12 protein-coding genes are annotated in these 23141 nt (G+C 69.1%); all 12 read right to left on the bottom strand.

What is annotated here, in order from left to right:
* The 12 genes from ACFE65_RS05095 to glgC all read right to left on the bottom strand — a co-directional run bounded on the left by ACFE65_RS05095 (nt 1) and on the right by glgC (nt 22941).
* Nucleotides 1–2463 carry a glycogen/starch/alpha-glucan phosphorylase gene (locus tag ACFE65_RS05095; RefSeq protein WP_375381262.1) on the bottom strand — a complete coding sequence of 821 codons (2463 nt, stop codon included), beginning with the start codon at nt 2461–2463 and terminating at the stop codon, nt 1–3.
* A gap of 33 nt (nt 2464–2496) precedes the next feature.
* Nucleotides 2497–4899, bottom strand: a complete 2403-nt coding sequence (treY, locus tag ACFE65_RS05090; protein ID WP_375381261.1) for a malto-oligosyltrehalose synthase — start codon at nt 4897–4899, stop codon at nt 2497–2499.
* Nucleotides 4896–6866 (bottom strand): 4-alpha-glucanotransferase, encoded by a 1971-nt coding sequence (malQ, locus tag ACFE65_RS05085; RefSeq protein ID WP_375381310.1) that lies wholly within the window; start codon nt 6864–6866, stop codon nt 4896–4898. Before malQ ends, treY begins: the two co-directional genes overlap by 4 nt.
* On the bottom strand, nt 6863–8581 hold the full coding sequence (gene treZ, locus ACFE65_RS05080; protein ID WP_375381260.1) for a malto-oligosyltrehalose trehalohydrolase: 1719 nt from the start codon (nt 8579–8581) through the stop codon (nt 6863–6865). The genes malQ and treZ overlap by 4 nt, the downstream gene beginning before the upstream one ends.
* A complete protein-coding gene (gene glgX, locus ACFE65_RS05075) occupies nt 8578–10677 on the bottom strand; it encodes a glycogen debranching protein GlgX (RefSeq protein ID WP_375381259.1) in 2100 nt (699 codons plus the stop codon). The genes treZ and glgX overlap by 4 nt, the downstream gene beginning before the upstream one ends.
* Nucleotides 10678–10682: 5 nt before the next feature.
* Entirely contained in the window at nt 10683–12857 is a 2175-nt protein-coding gene (gene glgB / locus ACFE65_RS05070; protein ID WP_375381258.1) for a 1,4-alpha-glucan branching protein GlgB, read from the bottom strand.
* Entirely contained in the window at nt 12854–16096 is a 3243-nt protein-coding gene (treS, locus tag ACFE65_RS05065) for a maltose alpha-D-glucosyltransferase (RefSeq protein ID WP_375381257.1), read from the bottom strand. Before treS ends, glgB begins: the two co-directional genes overlap by 4 nt.
* Nucleotides 16093–18099 (bottom strand): alpha-1,4-glucan--maltose-1-phosphate maltosyltransferase, encoded by a 2007-nt coding sequence (locus ACFE65_RS05060; RefSeq protein ID WP_375381256.1) that lies wholly within the window; start codon nt 18097–18099, stop codon nt 16093–16095. Before ACFE65_RS05060 ends, treS begins: the two co-directional genes overlap by 4 nt.
* Nucleotides 18100–18205: 106 nt before the next feature.
* Nucleotides 18206–18514 (bottom strand): DUF2934 domain-containing protein, encoded by a 309-nt coding sequence (locus tag ACFE65_RS05055; protein ID WP_375381255.1) that lies wholly within the window; start codon nt 18512–18514, stop codon nt 18206–18208.
* 73 nt (nt 18515–18587) lie between these two features.
* The gene (locus ACFE65_RS05050; RefSeq protein ID WP_375381254.1) at nt 18588–20216 is read right to left on the bottom strand and encodes an alpha-D-glucose phosphate-specific phosphoglucomutase; all 1629 of its coding nucleotides are present in this window, start codon (nt 20214–20216) and stop codon (nt 18588–18590) included.
* Nucleotides 20213–21691 carry a glycogen synthase GlgA gene (gene glgA / locus ACFE65_RS05045; RefSeq protein ID WP_375381253.1) on the bottom strand — a complete coding sequence of 493 codons (1479 nt, stop codon included), beginning with the start codon at nt 21689–21691 and terminating at the stop codon, nt 20213–20215. The genes ACFE65_RS05050 and glgA overlap by 4 nt, the downstream gene beginning before the upstream one ends.
* Nucleotides 21688–22941, bottom strand: coding sequence for a glucose-1-phosphate adenylyltransferase (gene glgC / locus ACFE65_RS05040; protein ID WP_375381309.1), 1254 nt, complete (start codon nt 22939–22941; stop codon nt 21688–21690). Before glgC ends, glgA begins: the two co-directional genes overlap by 4 nt.
* Nucleotides 22942–23141 lie beyond the last annotated feature (200 nt).

Here is a 23141-nt window from a genome sequence, read left to right as displayed (position 1 = left end):
CTACATCACGCCCCAGATCTCCGTGGCATACTCCCGGATCGTGCGGTCCGACGAGAACCAGCCGACGTTGGCGACGTTGCGGATCGCGGCCGCCGTCCAGCCCGCGCCGTCGGCCCAGCGCGCGTCGATCCGGCGCTGCGCCGCGGCATAGGCGTCGAAGTCGGCGGCGAGCATGAACCGGTCGTCGTCGTACAGCCCGGCGATCAGGCCGCGATAGCGGTCGTGATCGTCGGGCGAGAACACGCCGGACGCGATCGCCGACAGCGCCTGCGCCAGTTCCGGCGAGCGATCGATGAAGTCGCGCGGTCGGTATCCGTCACGCCGCAGGTCCGCCACCTCATGCGCGGTCAGGCCGAAGATCTCGATGTTCTCCGCCCCCACCCGGTCGCGGATCTCCACGTTCGCGCCGTCCAGCGTGCCGATCGTGAGCGCCCCATTGAGCGCGAACTTCATGTTGCTGGTGCCCGACGCTTCCAGCCCGGCGGTGCTGATCTGCTCCGACAGGTCCGCCGCCGGCACGATCCGCTCGGCGAGCGAGACGTTGTAATTGGGCACGAACGCGATCTTCAGCAGGTCGCTGGCCATCGGGTCGGCGTTGATCCGCCGCGCGACGTCGTTCGCCAGCTTGATGATGGTCTTGGCGACGACATAGCTCGATGCCGCCTTGCCCGCGAACAGCTTCACGCGCGGCGTCCAGTCGCGCTCGGGATGGCTCCTGATCTGGTCGTACAGCGCTACCGTCTCGATGATGTTGAGTAGCTGGCGCTTATATTCGTGGATGCGCTTGATGTGCACGTCCATCATCGCATGCGGATCGAGCCGCAGCGCGATCTCCCCGCCGAGGTACGTCGCCAGCGCCTGCTTGTTGGCGAGCTTCACCGCGGCGAACCGGTCGCGGAACGCCGCGTCATCGGCGAACGGCGCCAGGTCCGCGAGCCGCTCGGCGTCGTCCAGGAAGCCGTCACCGATCGCCTCGCGGATTAGCGCCGTCAGGCCCGGGTTGCACTGCTGCAACCAGCGGCGCGGCGTGATGCCATTGGTCTTGTTGTTGATCCGCGTCGGGTAGAGCCGGTGCAGGTCCGCGAACACCGTCTGCTTCATCAGCTGCGTGTGCAGCGCCGCGACGCCGTTGATGCTGTGCGACCCGGCGAAGGCGAGGTTCGCCATCCGGACGCGTCGCTCGCCGCCCCCATCGCTACCTTCGTCGATCAGGCTGATCGCGCGCACCGCGCCGTCGTCGATGCCGGGCGCCGCCCGCGCCTCGCGCAGCAGCCAGGCGTTGATCTGGTAGACGAGTTGCATGTGCCGCGGCAGCAGCCGCTCGAACAGCGGCAGCGGCCAGCTCTCCAGCGCCTCGGGAAGCAGCGTGTGGTTGGTATAGCCGAAGGTCGCGCGCGTGATGTCCCAACTCTCGTCGAACGACAGCTCGTGATGGTCGATCAGCACGCGCATCAGCTCGGTGACCGCCACCGCCGGATGCGTGTCGTTCATCTGAATCGCGGCCTTGTCGGGCAGCGTGCGGACCTCGCCGAAATACTGGATGTGACGCCGGACGATGTCCTGGATCGAGGCGGAGGAAAAGAAATACTCCTGCCGCAGCCGGAGTTCCTGCCCGGCGGCGGTGGAATCATTGGGATAGAGCACCCGCGTCAGCGTCTCGGCGCGGAGCTGCCCTGCCAGCGCGCCGTCGAAGTCGCCCGCGTTGAACCGGTCGAGCCGGATCGGATCGAACGCGCGCGCCGTCCACAGGCGGAGCGTGTTGACCCGCTGGCCGCGCCAGCCGACCACCGGCGTGTCGACCGCGACGGCCTCGACGCCTTCCGCCGGCTTCCAGTGGACCGCGCCCGCTGCGTTGGCGACCGCCTCGCCGCCGAAGCCGATGAAATAGGCGCTCTCGCGGCGCTCGAACTCCCATGGATTGCCGTGGCTCAGCCACGTCTCGGGCAGCTCGACCTGCCAGCCGTCGTCGATCCGTTGGCGGAACATGCCGTTCACATAGCGGATGCCGTAGCCATAGGCCGGCAGGTCGAGCGTCGCGAGGCTCTCCATGAAACAGGCCGCCAGCCGCCCGAGGCCGCCATTACCGAGCGCGGCGTCGGGCTCGATCTCCTCGATCATCGCCAAGTCGACGCCGAGCGAGGCGAGCGCCTGCCCGACCCGATCGTCCATGGCGAGGTTATTGAGCGCATCGCGCAGCAGCCGCCCGATCAGGAACTCCAGGCTGAGGTAATAGACGCGCTTGGCGCCGGCGGCGTGCGCGGCGCGCGTCGAGTCCATCCATCGGTCGATGATGTCGTCGCGCACCGTCAGGATCGTCGCGGACAGCCAGTCGTGCGGGCGGGCGGCCTTCGCGTCCTTGCCGATCCGGTGGACGAGCGTGTCGACGATCGCCTCGGCGAGTGCGGCGGGGGTCAGCTCGGAAACGCGGAGCGGGCGGGGCGGAACGGACGCATCGGAAGCCATGCCGCAGCCCTAGCTGAACCCGCCAGGGCTAATCTACGTCAATTCGGTCCAGATGGGTGAGGCGGCGATCAGATCGCCGACCGAACTGCCGTCTTCGAGCACAGTATCGCCCCACCACTCGCGGGGTGGAACGGGCGCGCCCGCACCGAACAGGGCGGTGGACAGGCGGATGCCGACCACGCATCGGAGGCGACGTCCCTCGAAGTGCCGCTCGAACGCGACGACATGCTCGGCGCGGCGCCCGGTCGCGCGAAGCGGACGATAGCCGCCGTCGGCGAACAGGGCCGGATCGGCGCGCCGCAGCGCGAGCAGATGCTGGATCAGCGCGAGCTTAGCGTCGCCACCGTGGGCCAGCAGCCGCTCGCGGACGGCGTAGTCGACGGCACGCCGGTTATCGGGATCGACCAGCGACAGGTCGGCAAGCTCCGTCCCCTGATAGCAGTCGGGCATGCCCGGGACGGTGAAGCGCAACGCCACCTGGGCGAGCGAGGTCGCCAGCGTGGCAGGCTCGGTGTCCGCGATGAACTGTCCGAGGTCGCCCAAGAACGCAGGCGATCGGGCAGGATCGAGCAGCAGCCGGACGGCGTCGGCGCAGCGTGTCTCATATTCATCATCGGGTGCCTGCCACGACGACCGCAGCTTCGCCTCGCGCAGCGCCTTTTCCTGCCAGGCGATCACGCGGTCGGCGAATGCGACCAGCCCCGCCCGATCATCCGTCGATAGCCCGGCGGGCCAGGCGCCGTACAGCGTCTGGAGGAGCATGTAGGCGTCGACGGGATCAATGGGGTCGAGTGCCTCCGCTCCGGTCTCGTGCCAGCGCTGCACCGCATCGCCCCACTCGCCCGGAATGCCGCTCAACCCCGCGAGCCGGGCGCGCACGTCCTCGCCACGCTTGTGGTCGTGGGTGGCGGTCGCGAGCATCGCGTGCGGGAAGCGCGCGGCACGCGCCGCCATCGCGACGTGGAAGTCCTCCACCGACGAGGCGAACAGCTCGGGCGCAAAGCCCACGTCGTTGCGCGAGAGCAGCCGGCCGTAGCGGTAGAAAGCGGTGTCCTCCACCGCCTTGGCGGCGATCGGCGCGGACAGTTGCTGGAACCGGCGCACCGCCTCGGCCGCGAGCGTCGGATCGCCCGGCCCCTCGCCCGCCAGCCACGCGAGGACCAGATCGACGATGCCCGCCTCCCCCGGTGCCGCAAGCGGGAGCGCCCGCTCACGCGCGCGGTCGCGGACCGCCGTGTCGCTCGCCGGCGCGGCATCGCCGGTGCCGTAGGTGCGATAGACCGGAAAGACCCACAACAATCGCTCGATCGCGCGGCGGAGCATGCCGCCAGTGACGCCGCCTGCCGCCGGGCCGGACGCGACCAGTCCCTCGAACGCGCGGACACAGGCGGCAAGCTGGCCCTCGAACGACCAGGCGAGCATCTCCTGCCGCGCGCGCAGTTCCTCGGGCGGGAAGGCCGCCGACTGCCCGTCGACGTCCTGCCACAAGGCGCCGAGCGATGCCTCCCCGGCGGGATCGTGGAGCAGCGCCGACACTTCCTCCATGAAGTCGTACCCGCTGGTGCCGTCCACGCCCCAGTCGCTCGCCAGCGCCTCGCCGGCGCCCAGGATCTTCTCGATAACCAGATAGCCGCCGGGCCTGATCGCATCGAGCCGCTGGCGCAGCGTCCGGCAATAGCCGGCCGGGTCGGTCAGCCCGTCGACATGGTCGACGCGCAGGCCGTCGATCAGCCCTTGCGCGTACAGGCGCAGGTAGAGCGCATGCGTCGTCTCGAACACGACCGGGTCCTCGGCCCTGAGGCCAGCGAGTTCGCTGACGGTGAAGAACCGGCGCCAGTTGAGCTCGTCGTCGGCGGTGCGCCAATAGGCGACGCGGTAATGCTGGCGATCGAGCAGCGTGGCGAGATCGGCGTCGCCCGCGCCGGCCTGATCCTCGTCGCGGATCGGGAAGCGGCTGTCGCCCTGGGCCACGTGCCAGCGGCCATCCTCGTGCACCACCGACAGCCCACCCGCCGTGATCGTCGCCGCGAGCGAATCGCCCAGCACCGGCAGCATCACCGGCCGGCGCCAGTCGATGTCGAAGAAGCGCGCCCACTCGCTTCCCTGCCCCTTCGCGAGCACGTCCTGCCACCACGCGTTCTCGCCGCCCGCGATCCCCATGTGATTGGGCACGATGTCGATGATCGCCCCCATGCCACGCGCGCGCAGCGCCGCGACGAGCGAGCGGAACCCGGCCTCGCCGCCCAGCTCCGGGCTGATCCGCGTCGGATCGACGACGTCATAGCCGTGCGTCGAGCCTTTGGTGGCGACGGTGATCGGCGAGGCGTAGACGTGGCTGATCCCCAGCCGATCGAGATACGGCACCAGCGCTTCCGCGTCGGCGAAGGTGAAGCCGGCGTGGAACTGCAAACGATAGGTCGCGCGGGGGACGGTCATGACGTGCGGGCGGCTTTCAGGTCGGCGATGCGGCGCGCGACGGCAGGTCGGTCGAGGATCGCCTCGGTCGGTTCGGCAAGGCGGCGACGCCAGTTGGGATGTTCGTCGATCGTGCCCGGGATGTTGGGCTGCTCGATCGCGCCGGCGATGTCCTCCAGCGGCACGATCGCCAGGACCGAGGGCGTGGCGCCGACGAACGCCATGGCGGTATCCACCGCGCGATCGGGCTCGTCGCGGTCCGGCTGGATGCCCTCGCCGACCCCGGCCGTGACCGCCGCCGTCCAGAACGCCGCCTTGTCCTCCTCGCGCGTGGCGAGGTCGTGCGCCTTGTCGGGCGCGCGGCTGGTGCGGCCCAGATCCCATGTCCAGTCGATGTCGCGCCCGCGCCACCAGCCCGCGATCGTCGGCAGATCGTGCGTGCCGGTCATCGCCGCGGTGCCCGACTCGTAGTTGCGGGGCGGAGTGAAGCCGCCGTTCCCGTCGCGCTCGAACTGGAGCACACGCATTCCCAGCATCGCCCGCGCATCCATCGCGTCGCGCAGGCCCGGCGGCACGGTGCCGAGGTCCTCGCCGATCACGATCGCCCGGAACTTGACCGACTCGATCGCGACGATCCGCATCAGGTCATCCATCGGCATCGTCAGATAGGCGCCCTCCTTCGCCGACGCGCCGTCCGGCACCACCCACAGCCGCGCGAGACCGAGCGCGTGATCGATGCGGATGCCGCCTGCCCGACCGATCGCCGCCCGCAGCGTGGCGATGAACGCGTCGAACCCGGTCCGGCGCAGCGCGGCGGGGGCGAAGCCGGTGATGCCCCAGCTCTGGCCGTCGGGACCCAACAGGTCGGGCGGCGCGCCGATCGACAGGCCGACCAGCAGGTCGTCCGGCCGGCTCCACGCATGGCTGCCGCCCGGGTCCATGCCGACCGCCAGATCGGCGACGAGCCCGATCGCCATCCCGCTCTGCCGCGCCGCGCCCTGCGCCGCGTCGAGGCTGGCGGCGGCGAGCCATTGGCCGAAGGCGTAGAAGGCGACGTCGTCCGCGTGAGCCTCGGCGAACCGCGCGACCGCGTCGCCGGCCGGATCGTGATACTCCGATGGCCATTCCCGCCAGCCCCGCGCGTCCGAGGCCGCGAAGAAGTGCGCGTGCAACGCGTCGAACCGCGCGTGCCGCTCCAGCTCGCCGCCGCCCCGCTCGCGGAACAGCGCCACCGCGTCGCGGACGGGCTCGCGTGCGCCCCGCCAGGCGGTGCGCAGTTGCGCCAGGCGGGCGGGGATCGCGGTGCTCCAGTCGATCAGCTCGTCGCCGGGGTCTGACGCGACCGCCATGGCCGCGAGCGCGGGATCGCCCAGCAGGATGTTGTGGAACAGCCGACTCGACGGCGCATAGGGGCTGTACCGCGAGGCATCGGCCGGGAACAGCGCATGCGTCGGGCTGATCGCCACCGCATCGGCGCCGCGTCGGCCGAGCGCACGGACGGTCTCGGCGAGCGTGCCCAGGTCGCCATAAGGCGTCGTGCGCGCATCGCGGAGCGACGTGATCTGCGCCGCCGCCGCCCACGCCCGCCGCCCGCCCGCCGCGTCGCCGACGCGGAAGCACCGCGGCGGCGCGATCGCCAACCGGACGTCCTCCTCGCCGCGGATCAGCCGATGGTAGCCGATCGCGGCGACCGAAAAGCCGCTTTCGACCCGGCGCTCGGTCCCGTCCTCCAACACCAACGTCGCCTCGGCCCAGCCGTCGGGCAGCGCCACGGGCGTGTCCACATCGGCGGACAGGAAGCCGCCACGACCATGGTCGTCGGCGCGCCGGCGGCTGTCGGCGATCGCGCGGTCTTCGTCGGCGGGATAGCCGAGCGCGGCGAGGATCGCGACCAGCGTATCGTCCCCGACGCGCTGGCGCTTGCCCAACGCGTCCTGCCAGTCGACCTGCAGCCCCGCCGCCCGCGCCAGATCGTGCAGCGCGGTCATGCGAGCCACGCCGCGGCGCTGGCGGGCGCTCCCGACGTGCCGACCGACGCGATCGGCTCGCCATTCGGGAACGCGACCGGCTCGTCACCTAGATTGATCGCGATCGTCAGCGTCTCGCCCGTCGACAGCCGCCAGCGCGCGACGACCGCGGCGGGGCCGATCGCCTCGGCGCCCGCCGAGCGCGCGTCGGCCAGCCCCGGCACGATCCGTTCGCGCCGGATCGCCAGCAGGTCGCGGTAGAAGGTCCGCCACCGCTCGCCGCGCGAGCCCGTCACCGGCCGCGACCGCTCGAACGTCCCGTGCGCGTTGGGATCGGGTATCCGCTCGCGCGCACCCTCGTCGTCGAAGCCGGGATGGCCGGCGAACTCCTTGCGCCGCCCTTCCCGCACCGCGTCGGCAAGCTCGTCGTGGAAGTCGGTGAAGAACAGGAACGGCGCGTCGCATCCCTCTTCCTCCCCCATGAACAGCAGCGGGATCTGGGGAGCGAGCAGCAGCAGCAGCGTCGCCGCGCGCAGGCGATCCTCGCTAACCATGGCGGTCAGTCGCTCGCCCAGCGCACGGTTGCCGACCTGATCGTGGTTCTGCAGGAACGACACGAAGCGCGTCGGCGGCAGGTGGCCGCTCGGCTTGCCGCGCGGCTTGCCGTCGTGGTTGGGCGAGCCCTGCCCCTGGTAGATGAAGCCTTCCGACAAGCAGCGCGCGAGCCGATCGGCGGGCGCCTCTGCGAAATCGGTGTAATAACTGTGCGCCTCGCCGGTCAGCAGGACGTGCAGCACGTTGTGGAAGTCGTCGTTCCACTGCGCGTCGAACCGGTCGGGCGAAAGCCGGTCGGCGTCGTTCTTCTCATTTTCCAGCACCAGATGCACGGCCCGGCCCGGCAGCGCGGCGCGCAGTTCGGTGGCGAGTTCGTCCAGGAAGCCGTCGTTGCCGATCGCATGCACCGCATCGAACCGCAGCCCGTCGATGCGATAGTCGCCGAGCCACATCAGCGCGTTCTCGGCGAAGAAGCGATGCACCGGTGGCTTGTCCACGGCGACCGCGCCGCCCCACGGCGTATGCACCTCCTCGTCGAAGAAGCCGGCGGCATAGGCGCCCAGGTAATTACCGTCGGGCCCGAAGTGATTGTACACGACGTCGAGGAACACCGAGACGCCCAGCCCGTGCGCATGATCGATCAGCGCGCGAAGCTCGTCCGGCGTGCCGTACCGTTCCAGCGGCGCGAACGGCAGGACGCCGTCATAGCCCCAGCCGCGCGTGCCGCCGAACGCGCCCACCGGCATCAGCTCGATCGCGGTGATGCCGAGCGCGGCCCAGCCCTCCAGCCGCTCGGCGACACCCGCGAACCCGCCGAGCAGCCCGGTATGGACCTCCAGCACCACCATCGTCTCCCACGGTCGGCCGACCCAGTCGTCATGCCGCCATCGATAGCCGAAGGGATCGACCACGACGCTCCAGCCATGGACGCCGCCCGACTGCGCGCGCGCCGCCGGATCGGGCACCGCCGTGTCGGCGTCGAGCCGAAAGCGATAGCGCGTGCCCGGCGCCGCCTCCGCGTCGACCGCGAACCAGTCGTCGTCGGTGCGCGTCATCGGCGACGGGCCGCCGCCATCGATCTCCAGCGTCACCGCGTCGCGATCGGGTGCCCAGAGCCGGAACCGCACGCCGCCCTCGGCCAGCACCAGCGGCCCCCAGCAGGTCGACGGCGCGCCTGTCACAGGACCTTGTCCAGCGTCCACAGGATCAGCGCCGCGCCCTGGGGCGCAAGCTGGTAGTCGTCACCGACGGCTTCGTCACCCGTATCGGGCCGCGCGCTGTCGAGCAGCAGCGTGCGGTCCTTGCCGGGCGCCGGCAGGTGGAAAACGATCGGATCGGGCGCGGCGTTGAGCAGCAGGCTGATGACCTCCACCGTCCCGTCGTCCAGCTTCAGCGCGCGCCGCATGACGAGGGCGCGGCCCTCGGGGTTGTTCCAATCCTCCGCCGACAGCTTCTGCCCGCGCTCGTCCCACCATTCGACGTCGTCGACGCCATAGCCGGGCGAATCCTCGCCATGCAGGAACCGCGTCGAGCGAAGCACTTCATGCTTCTTGCGCAGCGCGATCAGCTTGCTGGTGAAGGCGAGCAGCGATCGGCCCGGCTCCGCTTGCGCCAACGACCAGTCGAGCCAGCTTATCTCGTCGTCCTGGCAATAGGCGTTGTTGTTGCCGTTCTGCGTCCGCCCGAACTCGTCGCCGGCGACGATCAGCGGCGTGCCGTGCGACCCGAACAGCGTCGTCAGCATCGAGCGCATCACCCGGCCTCGCTGCTCCAGAATCACCGGATCGTCGGTCGGCCCCTCGACGCCCCAATTGTGGGAATAGTTCTCCGAATGTCCGTCCTTGTTGTCTTCCTTGTTCGCCTCGTTGTGTCGCTCCTCGTAGGACACGGTATCGGCGAGCGTGAAGCCGTCGTGCGCGTCGAGCAGGTTGACGCTCGCCCACGGCCGTCGCGCGCGATGCTCGAACAAGTCGCCAGACCCAGACAATCGCGCCGCCAGATCGCCGCGCTGCGACGGATCGCCGCGCCAGTATTTTCGCACGGTGTCGCGATATTTGTCGTTCCACTCGGCGAAACCAGGCGGGAAATTGCCGAGCTGATAGCCGCCCGGCCCGATGTCCCACGGCTCGGTCGAGAGCTTGAGCCGGCTCAGCAGCGGGTCCTGCCGCAGCACGTCGAAGAAGGCGTGGCCGGGGTCGAACCCATCCGCCGTCCGCCCGAGCGTCAGCCCGAGGTCGAAGCGGAACCCGTCGACGCCGAAGCTCGTCGCCCAATAACGCAGCGAGTCGGCGATCATCTGGATGACGCGCGCCTTGTCGGTATTCAGCGTGTTGCCGGTGCCGGTGTCGTTGATGCAATAGCGCGGGTCGTCCTTGACCAGCCGGTAGTAGGTCGCGTTGTCGAGGCCGCGCCACGACAGGGTCGGGCCTTTCTCCGACCCCTCGCACGTGTGGTTGTAGACGACGTCGAGGATCACCTCGATCCCGGCGCGATGCAGGCGGCGGACGGCGCGGCGCAACTCGTCCTGACTGTCGCCCGCCATGTAGCTCGGCTCGGGCGCGAAAAAGGCGAGCGTGTTGTAGCCCCAATAGTTGCGCAGGCCCTTTTCCTGCAGGAATCGATCCTGCGTGAAAGCCTGGATCGGCATCAGCTCCAGCGCGGTGACGCCCAGCCGCTTGAGGTGATCGATCACCTTGGGATGGCCGAGCGCCGCGAAGGTGCCGCGCTCGCGCGGGGGCACCAGATCGAACAGCTTGGTCAGCCCCTTGACGTGCGCCTCGTACACCACCGTCTCGGCCCAAGGCGTGTGGGGGCGGCGGTCCTGCGACCAGTCGAAATGGTCGTCGACCACCACCGCCTTGGGCATCGCGGGCGCGCTGTCGCGCTTGTCGAACGACAGGTCGCCGCGCCGGGAGTTGACCTGATAACCCGACAGCGCGTCCGTCCAGCGGACCTCGCCCATCAGCTTGCGCGCATAGGGATCGAGCAGCAGCTTGTTGGGGTTGAAGCGGTGGCCCTGTTCCGGCTCATACGGGCCGGACGCGCGATAGCCATAGACCATCCCTGGCCCGGCATCGGGCAGATAGCCGTGCCATACCTCGTCGGTCCATTCGGGCAGCGCGTACCGCTTCGTCTCGCGCCTGCCGGCGGGATCGAAGACGCACAATTCCATCTTGGTCGCATGGGCGGAGAAGACGGCGAAGTTCACCCCCTCCCCGTCGAACGTTGCGCCGAGGGGATAGGGCAAACCGGCTTCGAGCCGGTCGGGCGATGTCACGATGGTCAGCTTTCCTGATGGCGAAGGACGAGGCAGCCGAGCGGCGGCAGGGACAGCGCGGCACCGGAAGGAAGCCCGTGCGACGGCGTTGGTTCCGCGATGATGTCGTCCATGTCACCTGCGCCCGACCCGCCGAAGTCGGCCGCATCGCTGTTGAGCGCCACGCTCCACCGACCCGCGGCGGGCAGGCCGACGCGATAGTCGCGCCGGGGCTCAGCCGTCATGTTGAGTGCGATCACCAGCGGCGCGGCGCCGTCGTTTCCGTGGCGGGACCAGACGAAGACGCTGTTCGCGTGGTCGTCGCCGATGATCCAGCGGAAACCGGCCGGGTCGGCGTCGAGGGCATGAAGCGCGGGCTCGGTTCGGTAGAGGCCGTTGAGCGTACGGACGAGCGACTGGACGCCGGCATGCTCGGGCTGGTCCAGGACACCCCAGGCCAACTCGCCGTCATGGTTCCATTCGGCGGGCTGGGCGATCTCGCAGCCCATGAACAACAGCTTCTTGCCGGGATGCGTCCACATGAACGCGAGGTACGCCCGCAGGGTGGCGAACTTGCGCCAGCGGTCGCCCGGCATCTTGTCGAGCAGCGAGCCCTTGCCGTGGACGACCTCGTCATGGCTGATCGGCAGCACGAACCGCTCGGAAAAGGCATAGATCAGGCTGAAGCTCAGCTCGTCATGATGCCAGCCGCGATGCGCCGGCTCGCGCTCGAAATATTGGAGCGAATCGTGCATCCACCCCATGTTCCACTTGTACGAAAAGCCGAGCCCGCCCTCGCCGACCGACGCCGAGACGCCGGGCCAGGAGGTGGACTCCTCCGCCACCGTGATCGCGCCGGGGCAGCGCTCGGCGACGACAACGTTCAACTGCCTGAGGAACGCGACATTCTCGAGGTTCTCGCGCCCGCCATCGATGTTGGGCACCCATTCGCCGGCTTTGCGGCTGTAGTCGCGGTACAGCATCGAGGCGACGGCATCGACGCGAAGCCCGTCGATGTGGAACGCCTCCAGCCACCACAATGCGCTGGCGAGCATAAAGCCCGACACCTCGCGCCGCCCCAGATTGTAGATCAGCGTGTTCCAGTCCTGATGGAACCCTTCGCGCGGATCGCCATGTTCGTAGAGCGGCGTCCCGTCGAACCGCGCCAGGCCATGCGCGTCGGTCGGGAAATGCGCGGGCACCCAGTCGAGGATCACGCCGATCCCGGCGCGGTGGCACGCATCGACGAAGCCGGCGAAGTCCGCCGGGCTGCCGTAGCGCGACGATGGCGCGAACTGGCCGAGCGGCTGATAGCCCCAGGAGCCGCCGAACGGATGCTCCATGATCGGCATCAGCTCGACATGAGTGAAGCCCATGTCGGTGAGATACGGGATCAGCCGCGCCGCGAGTCCTGCCCAATCCAGCGTTCCACCGCCGTCGGGCCGCCGCCACGAGCCCGCGTGGATCTCGTAGACGGAGATCGCCGCATCGGGCCGTTGCCGGGCCGCCCGCGACGCCATCCAGTCGGCATCGTTCCAGTCGAATCCGGGGGCCGCCGCGACGATCGAGCCCGTGCGTGGTGGCTGTTCCGCCTGGCGCGCGATCGGGTCGGCTTTCTGGACGACGCTGCCGTCCGCACCCGCGACCTCGAACTTGTACACCGTGCCCGCGCCGATCCGCGGCACGAACAGTTCCCACAAACCGGCACCATGCCGCAGCCGCATCGGCAGGCGCCGCCCGTCCCAGCCGTTGAAGTCCCCGACCACCGACACGCGCCGCGCATTGGGTGCCCAGACGGAGAAGGCGACGCCGTCGACGCCGTCCATCGCGCGCGGCTGCGCGCCGAACACACGTGGCAGGTCCCAGTGTCGTCCTTCGTTGAACAGATGGATGTCGAGGTCGCCTAGGACAGCGCCGAAGCTGTAGGCGTCCTCGGTCTCCTGCACCACGCCGCCGGGCCATCGGATGCGCAATCGATAGGCGCCGTCGGTCGCGATAGGGCCGGCGAACAGGCCACCGGCGACGTGATCCAGTTCGCCAAGGTCGCCTCCGTCCTCACTGACCACCGTCACCGCCTCCGCGCCCGGCTGGAACGTCCGCACCACCATCTGCCCACCATCGTCGTGCGGACCGAGGATGGCGAACGGATCGTTGAGTGCGCCCCGCTCAAGCAGCGCTGCCGCCTCGACAAGATCGGTCACGAACCATCCTCCGCCATCAGCCGCTCGGCGATGCGGATCAGCCCGGCGATCGGGACGGCGATCCAGTCGGGCCGGTTCGCGGCCTCATACGCCACCTCGTAGGCGGCCTTCTCGAGCAGGAACAACGCCAGCAGCGGATCGCGGCGCACGCCAACGCCCTCCGCGGGCTCCTCCTCGCCGAGATAGCCAGCCATGAACGCCGCCGCCGCCCGCTCGCGGAACCGCGCCGACCGCTCGCCCGCGCGCACCTCCTGCGTCTCCGCGCCCGCGGGCCGTGTCCGCGCCGCCACCGCCTCGGCATAGTCGAACGAGCGCAGGATGCCGGCGACGTCGCGCAGCGCGATGTCCTTGGCGCGACGCTCGTCGATCGACTTCACCGGCTCGCCCTCGAAATCGATGAACATCACGTCGTTGCCGGCCACCAGCAGCTGGCCGAGGTGAAGATCGCCGTGGATGCGAGTCCGGAGCTGGCCCTCCGCGGCGCGGGCGACCGCTACGATCCGCGTGCGAACTTTGTCCACGGTTTCGAGGGCGGTCCCGCTGACGGCACCCGCCGGCATCAGCGCCAGCGCCCGGTTCAACTGCGTCACTACCCGCTCGCCCAGCGCGACGGCGCCAGCCAGGTCGAGCGGCTCGGGTGCGAAGGCCGCGTCGTCGCTCGGCCGTGCCAGCACCGCATGCATCTCCGCCAGCCGGATGCCGAGCGTGCGCGCGAAATTGGCGTAGTTGGAGAAGGTGAAATGATCGTCGGTCGCCAGCCGCTCCAGCGCCGCCAGCGTCCACGCCCAGCCGTCGCCCTGGTTGTAGGCGAAGCGCTGGACCAGCATGACGAGGCTCATCCTGCCGTTCTCGACCCGCGTCACCGTGCCCAGCATCGGCGGCACCTGCGTGTAGCCCGCCTGAGTCAGGTGGCGGATCATCTCGAGGTCCGGATGGAGGCCCGGCGCCATCCGGCGCAGCAGTTTCAGTACGGCGACCTCGCCGAGCGACACCGTGCTGTTCGACTGTTCGGCCGCCAGCCATGTCGGCTCCGCATCCACCGGCACGTCGAAGCCGTCGAACGCCTCGAACCGCAGCTCGCCCGTGCCGTCGGGCAGCGTCAGGCCGTCCTTCATCGCCGACAGGACGCCCTGCGCGAAGCTCGGGAGCGCGAAGCCGTCGGTGAGTAGGCCGACGCGGCGACCGCGCCGCACCCGCGCGAGCGCGAGCCCGGCTGCGAACGGACCTTGAGCATCGCCTTCCCATGCGATGCCGATCGGCAGCGAATAGGTCGCGCAGCCGGCACCGGTCGTGACCTCCAGCTCGCCCAGCAGCAGGTCCTCAACACCGGGCAGCGTGATGGTGCGGGCGAGCTTCACCTGCTCGATCGCCTCGTCCTTGCCGCCGAACCAGCGCCGCAGCGGCACGTAGGCCGGCAGGATGTCATGCTCCATCACGCCGCGGTTGCTGCCGATCGTGACGTCCGACAGCGACGGGCGCAGCACGAAGGTGAACCGCTCGATCTCGGCCGGCGTCGCCGTGCTCGCCCAGCCGGGCGCGTCGGTCGCCGCCGAAAGGCGGAACCACAGGAAACCGTACGGCGGCAACGTCAGCGAATAGGGCGTCGTGTCGATCGCCGGGAAGGCGGCGCCGCCCAGCAGCTCGACCGGCACCAGACCTTCGTACGCCGCGAGGTCCAGCTCCACCGCCTGCGCGGTGCGACCGAGATTGGCGACGCACAGGATGACGTCCCCGTCCTTCTCGGGGTCGCCCAGCTCGCGCAGATACGCCAGGATGCGGCGGTTCGCCGGGCGCAGGAACCGCTGCGTGCCGCGCCCGAACGCCTGATGCTCGCGGCGCACGGCCAGCATCCGCTTCAGCCAGTTGAGCAGTGACTGCTGATCGCCCTCCTGCGCCTCGACGTTGATCGCCTGATAGCCGTAGAGCGCGTCCTGGATCGGCGGCAGCGTCAGCCGTTGCGGGTCGGCGCGGCTGAACCCGCCGTTGCGGTCGGACGACCATTGCATCGGCGTTCGTACGCCGTCGCGGTCGCCGAGGTAGACGTTGTCGCCCATCCCGATCTCGTCGCCATAGTACAACACCGGCGTTCCGGGCATCGACAGCAGCAGCGCGTTCATCAGCTCGATGCGGCGCCGGTCCCGCTCCATCAGCGGCGCGAGGCGGCGGCGGATGCCGAGGTTGATCCGCGCGCGCTTGTCGGCGGCATAGGTGTTCCAGAGGTAATCGCGCTCGGCGTCCGTCACCATCTCCAGCGTCAGCTCGTCGTGGTTGCGCAGGAAGATCGCCCATTGGCAGTCGGGCGGGATCTCCGGCGTCTGGCGCATGATGTCGGTGATCGGGAAGCGGTCCTCTTGCGCCACCGCCATGTACATCCGCGGCATCAGCGGGAAGTGGAACGCCATCTGGCACTCGTCGCTGTGGCCGTCCGCGCTCACGTCGCCGAAATATTGCTGCGTGTCCTCGGGCCACATGTTGGCCTCCGCGAGCAGCATCCGGTCCGGATAATGCGCGTCGAGATCGGCCCTGATCTTCTTGAGCACCTGATGCGTCTCGGGCAGGTTCTCGTTCGACGTGCCGTCACGCTCGATCAGATAGGGGATCGCGTCGAGCCGGAGCCCGTCGATGCCGAGGTCGAGCCAGAAGTGCATGACCCGCAGCACCTCGGCGAGCACCGCGGGATTGTCGAAGTTGAGGTCGGGCTGGTGCGAATAGAAACGGTGCCAGAAATACTGGCCCGCGACCTCGTCCCACGTCCAGTTCGACTTCTCGGTGTCGAGGAAGATGATCCGCGTGCCCGAGTAAAGCTCGGGATCATCGGACCACACGTAGAAGTCCCGCTCCGGGCTGCCGCGGGGCGCCCGGCGCGCGGCCTGGAACCAGGGATGCTGGTCCGACGTGTGGTTGATGACGAGCTCGGTGATTACGCGGATGCCGCGCGCATGCGCCGCGTCGATGAAGGCGCGCGCGTCGTCCATCGTGCCGTAGTCGGCGCTGACGTCCTCATATTCGGCGATATCATATCCGTCGTCGCGTCGCGGTGAGGGGTAGAAGGGCAGCAGCCAGATCGCAGTGACGCCGAGGTCGGCGATATAGTCGAGCTTGCTCATCAACCCGGCGAAGTCGCCGATCCCGTCGCCGTTCGAGTCCGAGAACGACTTGACGTGGACCTGGTAGATGACCGCGTCCTTGTACCATAGCGGGTCCGGGTCGATCGCCGCCGCGTGTGTGACTTGGCTCACGGACGGAGTCTCCAGATGCGATAAGGTTGGGCGGGGTCGATGGTGATCGTCTGGTACTTGCCTTGCCAGCGGAAGCGATATCCCTCGGCGAGATCCTCCACATCGACGCTGCCGTCGTCGCCGATGCCCAGCTCCCAAAGCGGCACCTCAAAGCGGCAGCGATGGGCGGCATGCGGGTCGAGGTTGACCATCACGAGGATCAGGTCGTCCGGGTCGGCACCGGGCTTGGCGTAATAGATGATGTTCTCGTCGTCGGCTTCGTAGAAGCGCGTGTTGAGGTGCGTCTGCAACCCATCGTTCTCGCGCCGCAGCCGATTGAGGAGCGTGATGTCGGCGACGATGTTGCCCGGCGCGTCCCAGTCGCGCACGCGGATCTCGTACTTCTCGGAGTCGAGATACTCCTCCTTGCCGGGCAGCGCCGCCGCCTCGCAAAGCTCGAAACCGGAATAGACGCCGAACAGCCCCGACAGCGTCGCCGCCAGCACGGCGCGGATGCGGAAGCCGGGGCGGCCCGACGACTGGAGGAAGATCGGGTTTATGTCGGGCGTGTTGACGAAGAAATGCGGGCGGTAGAACTCGCGCGGCGCCGTCGTCGTCAGCTCGACGATATAGTCGATCAGCTCCTGCTTGCGGTCGCGCCAGGTGAAATAGGTGTAGCTTTGCGAGAAGCCGATCTTCGCCAGCCGGTACATCATCGTCGGCCGCGTGAACGCCTCCGCCAGGAAGATCACCTCGGGGTGGCGCGCGCGGATGTCGGCGATCATCCACTCCCAGAACGGCAGTGGCTTGGTGTGGGGATTGTCGACCCGGAACGTCTTGACGCCATGGTCGATCCACAGCTCGATCACATCGCGTAGGCCCAGCCACAGCCCCGGGACCGCGTCCGGCCCGTAGAAGTCGAGGTTGACGATGTCCTGATACTTCTTGGGCGGGTTCTCCGCGTATTTCATCGACCCGTCGGGCCGCCACGCGAACCAGCCGCGATGCTCGGTCAGCCAGGGATGGTCGGGGGATGCCTGGACCGCGAAGTCGAGCGCGATCTCCAGGCCGTGCCCGGCAGCGGCCGCCACCAGCCGGTCGAAGTCCGCGAAGGTGCCGAGCGCCGGGTGGATCGCGTCGTGCCCGCCCTCCGCCGCGCCGATGGCATAGGGGCTACCGACGTCGTGGGCGGCGTGCGTCAACGTGTTGTTCGGCCCCTTGCGATTGCTGCTGCCGATCGGGTGGATCGGCGGAAAATAAAGCGTGTCGAATCCCATGGCGGCGACGCGCGGCAGCTCCGCGATCACGTCGGCGAAGGTCCCGTGACGACCGGGCGTGTCCGTCACCGAGCGAGGGAACAGCTCGTACCAGCTCGAGTAAGACGCCGCGATCCGTTCGGCATCGAGCAACTGGCGCTCGCTGGTCGCGGGATGATGGCGTTCCTCGGCGGCGCGCATCGCGAGGGCTAGGTCCACCGACAACAACAAGCTCGCGGCGTCCTCATCGTCGCCAAGCTCGGACAAGCGGGCGCTCGCCTCGACCAACGCGGCGTCGGCGCTATGCTCGGCGGCGGCGCGCACGAGCAGCGACGCTTCGGCCACGTCAACCGGCAGGGCGACGCCGGCGGCGACCTTCTTGCCGAGATCGCGCTGGAGGCCGCCGAAACGGTCCAACCACGCCTCGATCTTGAACTCGTGGCGGCCGAGCACATCGGGGGTGAAGGTCGCCGTCCAGCGGTCGTTGGGGAGCGAGGCCATCGGCACCCGGTTCCAGCCCTCCTCCCCCGGCCCGCGCCAGAGGAGATCCGCCGCAAGCTGCTCGTGACCATCGGCGAAGACGAGAGCGGTCACATCGACCGCGTCGCCGACCGTCCGCTTGACCGGAAAGTCGCCGCCCTCGATCCTGGGATGCACCTCCTCGACGACGAGTCGAGGTGCCGCGGCGGCGCGCGAGGCCGCCTCGCGGCTCGGATCGGTCGGCAGTGAAGAACCCTTGGTCGGCGGGGCAGGACGGGAGGACGGCACGAAGGCTCCGACGGCTTGGGTCAGGTCACGGGAGAACCCGCCCTGACTGTCAACGTTCCGCCGGCAGCCATGAACGGCACCCAGCCATCCCGACGCGCCGTTCCGATCAGGCGCCCTTCCTGCGTCGCCCTTTCGCGGTCGCCGGTGCAGGATCAGCGACCTTGCGGGGTGCCCGCGTCGACGACGCCTTTGTCTTCGCCGATGCCGGCTTGGCTACGGCGCTCGGCTGGCCCGATGTGACGATGTCCTCGCTGGCGAGCACGGTCTCGTCGCCCTGTGCCGCCTCGGCCTGCGCCTGCGACAGTTCGGCGGCGGCCTGCTGCCAATGCTGGTCCTGCCGGCCGTCGGGACAGCCTTCCGCCTGCCAGATCGCATGCGCCCGCTCACGGATCAGATCGTCTCGTTCTTGGCTCATCGGATGGTCCTGCCGTGTCGATCGCCTGTAACGAGCGGGATCGTCAGCCGCTCCCCCGGGGCGAGAGGTGGCATCAGGTAATAACGTCAGGCTCGGCTCGCCCGGTATGATGGGCGATGCCGGCGATCTCCTCGGCCGCGGCGATCACCGACGCCAGCATGGTCGCGACCTCTGCGTCGAGCTCTCCGGCGGCGGGCTCGTACCGCTCGAGGTACACGCGCAAGGTCGCACCCGACGTGCCCGTGCCTGACAGGCGCAGGACGACCCGCGATCCGTCGGCGAACAGCACGCGGACGCCCTGCTTGCGGCTGGTCGAGCCATCGACGGGGTCGTGATAGGCGAAATCGTCCGCCGCGGCGATCGTCAGCCCGGCCACCATGCTGCCGAGCAGCCCCGGCAACCGATTGCGTAGCGCGGCCATCAGCGCGTCGGCGCGTTCGCTCTCGACGCCCTCGTAATCGTGCCGCGCGTAGTAATTGCGCCCGAACCGCGCCCAATGATCCCGCGCCAGTTCGTCCACCGACAGCCCGCGCGCGACGAGGATGTTGAGCCACAGCAGCACGGCCCACAGCCCGTCCTTCTCGCGCACATGGTCCGAGCCGGTGCCGGCGCTCTCCTCGCCGCAGATCGTCGCCCTGCCCGCATCCAGCAGATTGCCGAAGAACTTCCACCCGGTCGGCGTCTCGTACGACCCGACGCCGAGCGCGGCGGCGACGCGGTCCGCGGCTGCACTGGTCGGCATCGACCGCGCGATGCCCTTGAGGCCGCCGGCATAGCCGGGCGCGCAATGCGCGCTGGCCGCGAGCATCGCCAAACTGTCCGACGGCGTGATGAAGCGGTTCCGGCCGATGATGAGGTTGCGGTCGCCATCCCCGTCCGAAGCGGCGCCGAAGTCCGGCGCGTCGGGCGCCATCATCGTCTGGTACAGATCATGCGCGTGGACGAGGTTGGGATCGGGATGGTGGCCGCCGAAATCAGGGAGCGGCGTGCCGTTGCGCACCGTGCCGGCCGCGAAGCCCAGCCGCCGCTCCAGTATCTCGGTCGCATAGGGGCCGGTGACCGCGCTCATCGCGTCGAACGCCATGGTGAGGCCACCCGCCACCGCCGTACGGATCGCGGCGAAGTCGAACAGCGTCTCCATCAACGCGGCATAGTCTGCGACCGGATCGACGATCTCCACCACCAGCCCGCCGACCTGCACCTCGCCGAGCCGCGACAGGTCGACGTCCGGCGTGTCGACCGTCAGCCATCGATCGATGACGCGGGTGCGCGCGGCGATCGCCTCGGTCACATGCTCGGGCGCGGGGCCGCCGTTGGCGATGTTGTACTTGATGCCGAAGTCGCCGTCGGGCCCGCCCGGGTTGTGGCTGGCGGACAGGATCAGTCCGCCGCTCGCGCCGTGCAGGCGGATCAGATGGCTGGCCGCCGGCGTGGAGAGGATGCCGCCCTGCCCGACGATCGCGCGCGCATAGCCGTTGGCGGCGGCGATGCGGATCGCCGACTGAATCACTACGTCGTTGTGGAAGCGGCCGTCGCCGCCGATCACCAGCACCGGATCGGCCGGCCGCTCGGCGACGTCGAACACCGATTGGACGAAGTTCTCCGCATAGTTCGGGCGCTGGAACACACCGACCTTCTTGCGCAGCCCCGACGTGCCGGGGGTTTGGTCGTCGAAGGGCGTCGTCGGAACGGTACGGATCATGCTGTTCCCTCGCTCACGCGGTGGCGGACCAGATCGCGATACAGGCGCGCATAGCGCCGCCCGCTCTCGGCCCAGGTGAAGTCGGCTCCCATGCCCGCGCGCTGCATCGTCCGCCAGACGTCGGGTTGCGCGAACAGGTCGATCGCGCGTCGGATCGCGCGGTCGAGGCCGTCAACCGCGGCGGGATCATAATGGAGCCCCGTCGCCACGCCGGCGGCCAGTGCCGCTTCGTTGGCGTCGATGATCGTATCGGCGAGCCCGCCGGTGCGCGCCACCACCGGCACACAGCCATAGGCGAGGCCATAGAGCTGCGTCAGTCCGCATGGCTCGAACCGTGACGGTACCAAGATTGCGTCCCCCCCGCCCTGCATCAGGTGCGAGCGCGGCTCGTCATAGCCGATGCGGACGGTGATCCGGCCGGGATGACGATCGGCGGCGTCGATGAAGCCGCGCTCCAGATCGGCGTCGCCCGACCCGAGGATCGCGAGACGGCCACCCAAGGCGACGATCTGGTCCAGGCAGTCGATCAGCAGGTCCATCCCCTTCTGCCAGGCGAGGCGGCTGACGACGATGAAGATCGGGCCGTCGCCACGCTCAAGCCCGAACTCCTCCTCCAGCGCGCGCTTGTTGGCTGCGCGCAGATCGAGCGTATCGGCCGAATACCGCTGCGGCAGGTCGGGATCGCTGACCGGGCTCCACACCACGGGGTCGATACCGTTGACGATGCCGGACAGCCGGTCGCGCCGCCCGCCGATCAACCCCTCCAGTCCCATGCCGAAGGCGGGCGTGCGGATCTCGTCGGCGTAGCTTGGGCTGACGGTCGTGATCGCATCGGCGGCCAGCAACCCCGCTTTCAGGAAGCCGACGCCGCCGTAATATTCCACGCCGTCGATCGACCATGCCTCCGCGGGCAGGCCAAGGGAGCCGAACAAGTCAGCGTCGAACCGGCCCTGGAAGGCAATGTTGTGGATCGTGACGATGCTGCCCACCCGCCGGTCCGGCGCAAGGTAGCGCAGATAGGCGGCCGCCATCGCCGCCTGCCAATCGTGAGCGTGCAGCACATCGAACGACAGGCCGGGAACGCTCCCCATGGCGACCTGCGCCGCCGCCAGCCCCAGCGCGGCGAAGCGCAGGCCGTTGTCGCTCCACTCCGCGCCATCGGCATCGGCATAGGGCGTGCCGGGGCGGCCGAACAGCTCGGGCACGTCGAGCACGAGCAGCGCGAACCCGTCGACCTGCGTCGCGAGCAGCCGCGCCTCCGCGCCGAGTAGGTCGGGCCAGCGATGGACGGTCCGCACCGGCCCGATCCGCCCGAGCACCGCCGGATAGCCGGGCAGCATGACCGTCATCGCGATGCCGTGCGGCTCGACGGCGGCCGGCAGCGCACCGACCACGTCTGCAAGCCCACCTGTCTTGACCAGCGGAAATGCCTCGGATGCGACCGACAGGATGGACAGCGGAACGGCCGGCGTCATAGTCGGTCGATCATGTCCTGGGTGACGAGGCATATGCCGCTCTCGGTACGCCGAAAACGGATCGCGTCCAGCTCCGGATCATCGCCCACCACCAGTCCGTTCGGGATCACGACACCGCGATCGACCACCACCTTGGTGAGCCGGGCACCACGTCCGATGATGCAGCTGGGCAGTATCACCGCCTCGTCCAGACTCGCGAAGCTGTTGGCGCGGACGCCGGTGAACAGCAGGCTGCGATGGATGCTCGCGCCCGACACGATGCAGTCGCCGGACACGAGGCTGGACACAGCCGAGCCGCGTCGTCCGTCGACATCGTGGACGAACTTGGCGGGCGGCGTGATCTCCGAATAGGTCCACAAGGGCCAGTTGCGCTCGTACAGGTCGAGCTGGGGTACGACGTCGGTCAGGTCGATGTTCGCCGCCCAATAGGCGTCGACGGTGCCGACGTCGCGCCAATAGGCGTTGCTCTCGCCCGCCGACCGGACGCAGGATTCGGAGAAGCGATGGGCCACCGCCTTGCCGTGGGTGACGAGGTGCGGGATGATGTCGTGCCCGAAGTCGCGGCTCGACCCCGGCTCGCCGGCGTCGCGGCGCAACTCGTCGATCAGCAGTCGCGTCTTGAAGACGTAGATGCCCATCGAGGCGAGCGACACGTCGGGATTGCCGGGCATGGCCGGCGGGGCGGCCGGCTTCTCGACGAAGGCGGTGATCCGGCCGTTCTCGTCCGTCGCCATGACGCCGAAGCCGCTCGCCTCGCCCCGCGGAACCTCCAGGCAGGCGACCGTGACGTCCGCGTCCGTCTCGCAATGCTGGCGCAGGATCAGCTCGTAATCCATCTTGTAGATGTGGTCGCCCGCAAGGATGACCATATATTCGGGCGCGTAGCTTTCGATGATGTCGATGTTCTGGAACACGGCATCGGCGGTGCCCGCATACCATTCGGTCTCCGACACGCGCTGCGAGGCGGGCAGGATGTCGAAACTCTCGTTGCGCTCGGGCCGCAGGAAGTTCCAGCCGCGCTGCAGGTGGCGGATCAGCGAGTGCGCCTTGTACTGGGTCGCGACGCCGATCCGGCGGATGCCCGAGTTGATCGCGTTGGACAGCGCGAAATCGATGATGCGCGACTTGCCGCCGAAATACACGGCCGGCTTGGCGCGCATGTCGGTCAGTTCCATCAGCCGGCTGCCGCGTCCGCCCGCCAGCACATAGGCCATCGCTTCGCGCGCCAGCGGCTGCCCTCGCCTGTCCACCATCGCCCGCTCTCCTGCCCCTGGCGGTGCATCGCCCTCACCATTGCCGGAACAGCACCCACGGCCAGCTCCTGCAAGAGGCAAGGCGTGGCTCATCCCGGGACGGCGGACTCAACCGAGAATGACCGGGAAGGCTCCCGTGTAGGACCATGTTCATGAAAACCGGTTAATGTTGATCCGCCACAATCGAGGTTTGATCC

The organism is uncultured Sphingomonas sp. (genome assembly GCF_964237335.1).
In the GTDB taxonomy this organism is placed as follows: Bacteria; Pseudomonadota; Alphaproteobacteria; order Sphingomonadales; family Sphingomonadaceae; genus Sphingomonas.
This window is presented reverse-complemented; position numbering and strand designations above follow the sequence as displayed.

Coding starts and splice junctions, on each gene's coding strand:
- malQ (WP_375381310.1), bottom strand. CDS start 6,866: ATGACCGCGCTGCACGATCTGGCGCGGGCGGCGGGGCTGCAGGTCGAC.
- treY (WP_375381261.1), bottom strand. CDS start 4,899: ATGACCGTCCCCCGCGCGACCTATCGTTTGCAGTTCCACGCCGGCTTC.
- glgA (WP_375381253.1), bottom strand. CDS start 21,691: ATGACGCCGGCCGTTCCGCTGTCCATCCTGTCGGTCGCATCCGAGGCA.
- ACFE65_RS05095 (WP_375381262.1), bottom strand. CDS start 2,463: ATGGCTTCCGATGCGTCCGTTCCGCCCCGCCCGCTCCGCGTTTCCGAG.
- ACFE65_RS05050 (WP_375381254.1), bottom strand. CDS start 20,216: ATGATCCGTACCGTTCCGACGACGCCCTTCGACGACCAAACCCCCGGC.
- ACFE65_RS05055 (WP_375381255.1), bottom strand. CDS start 18,514: ATGAGCCAAGAACGAGACGATCTGATCCGTGAGCGGGCGCATGCGATC.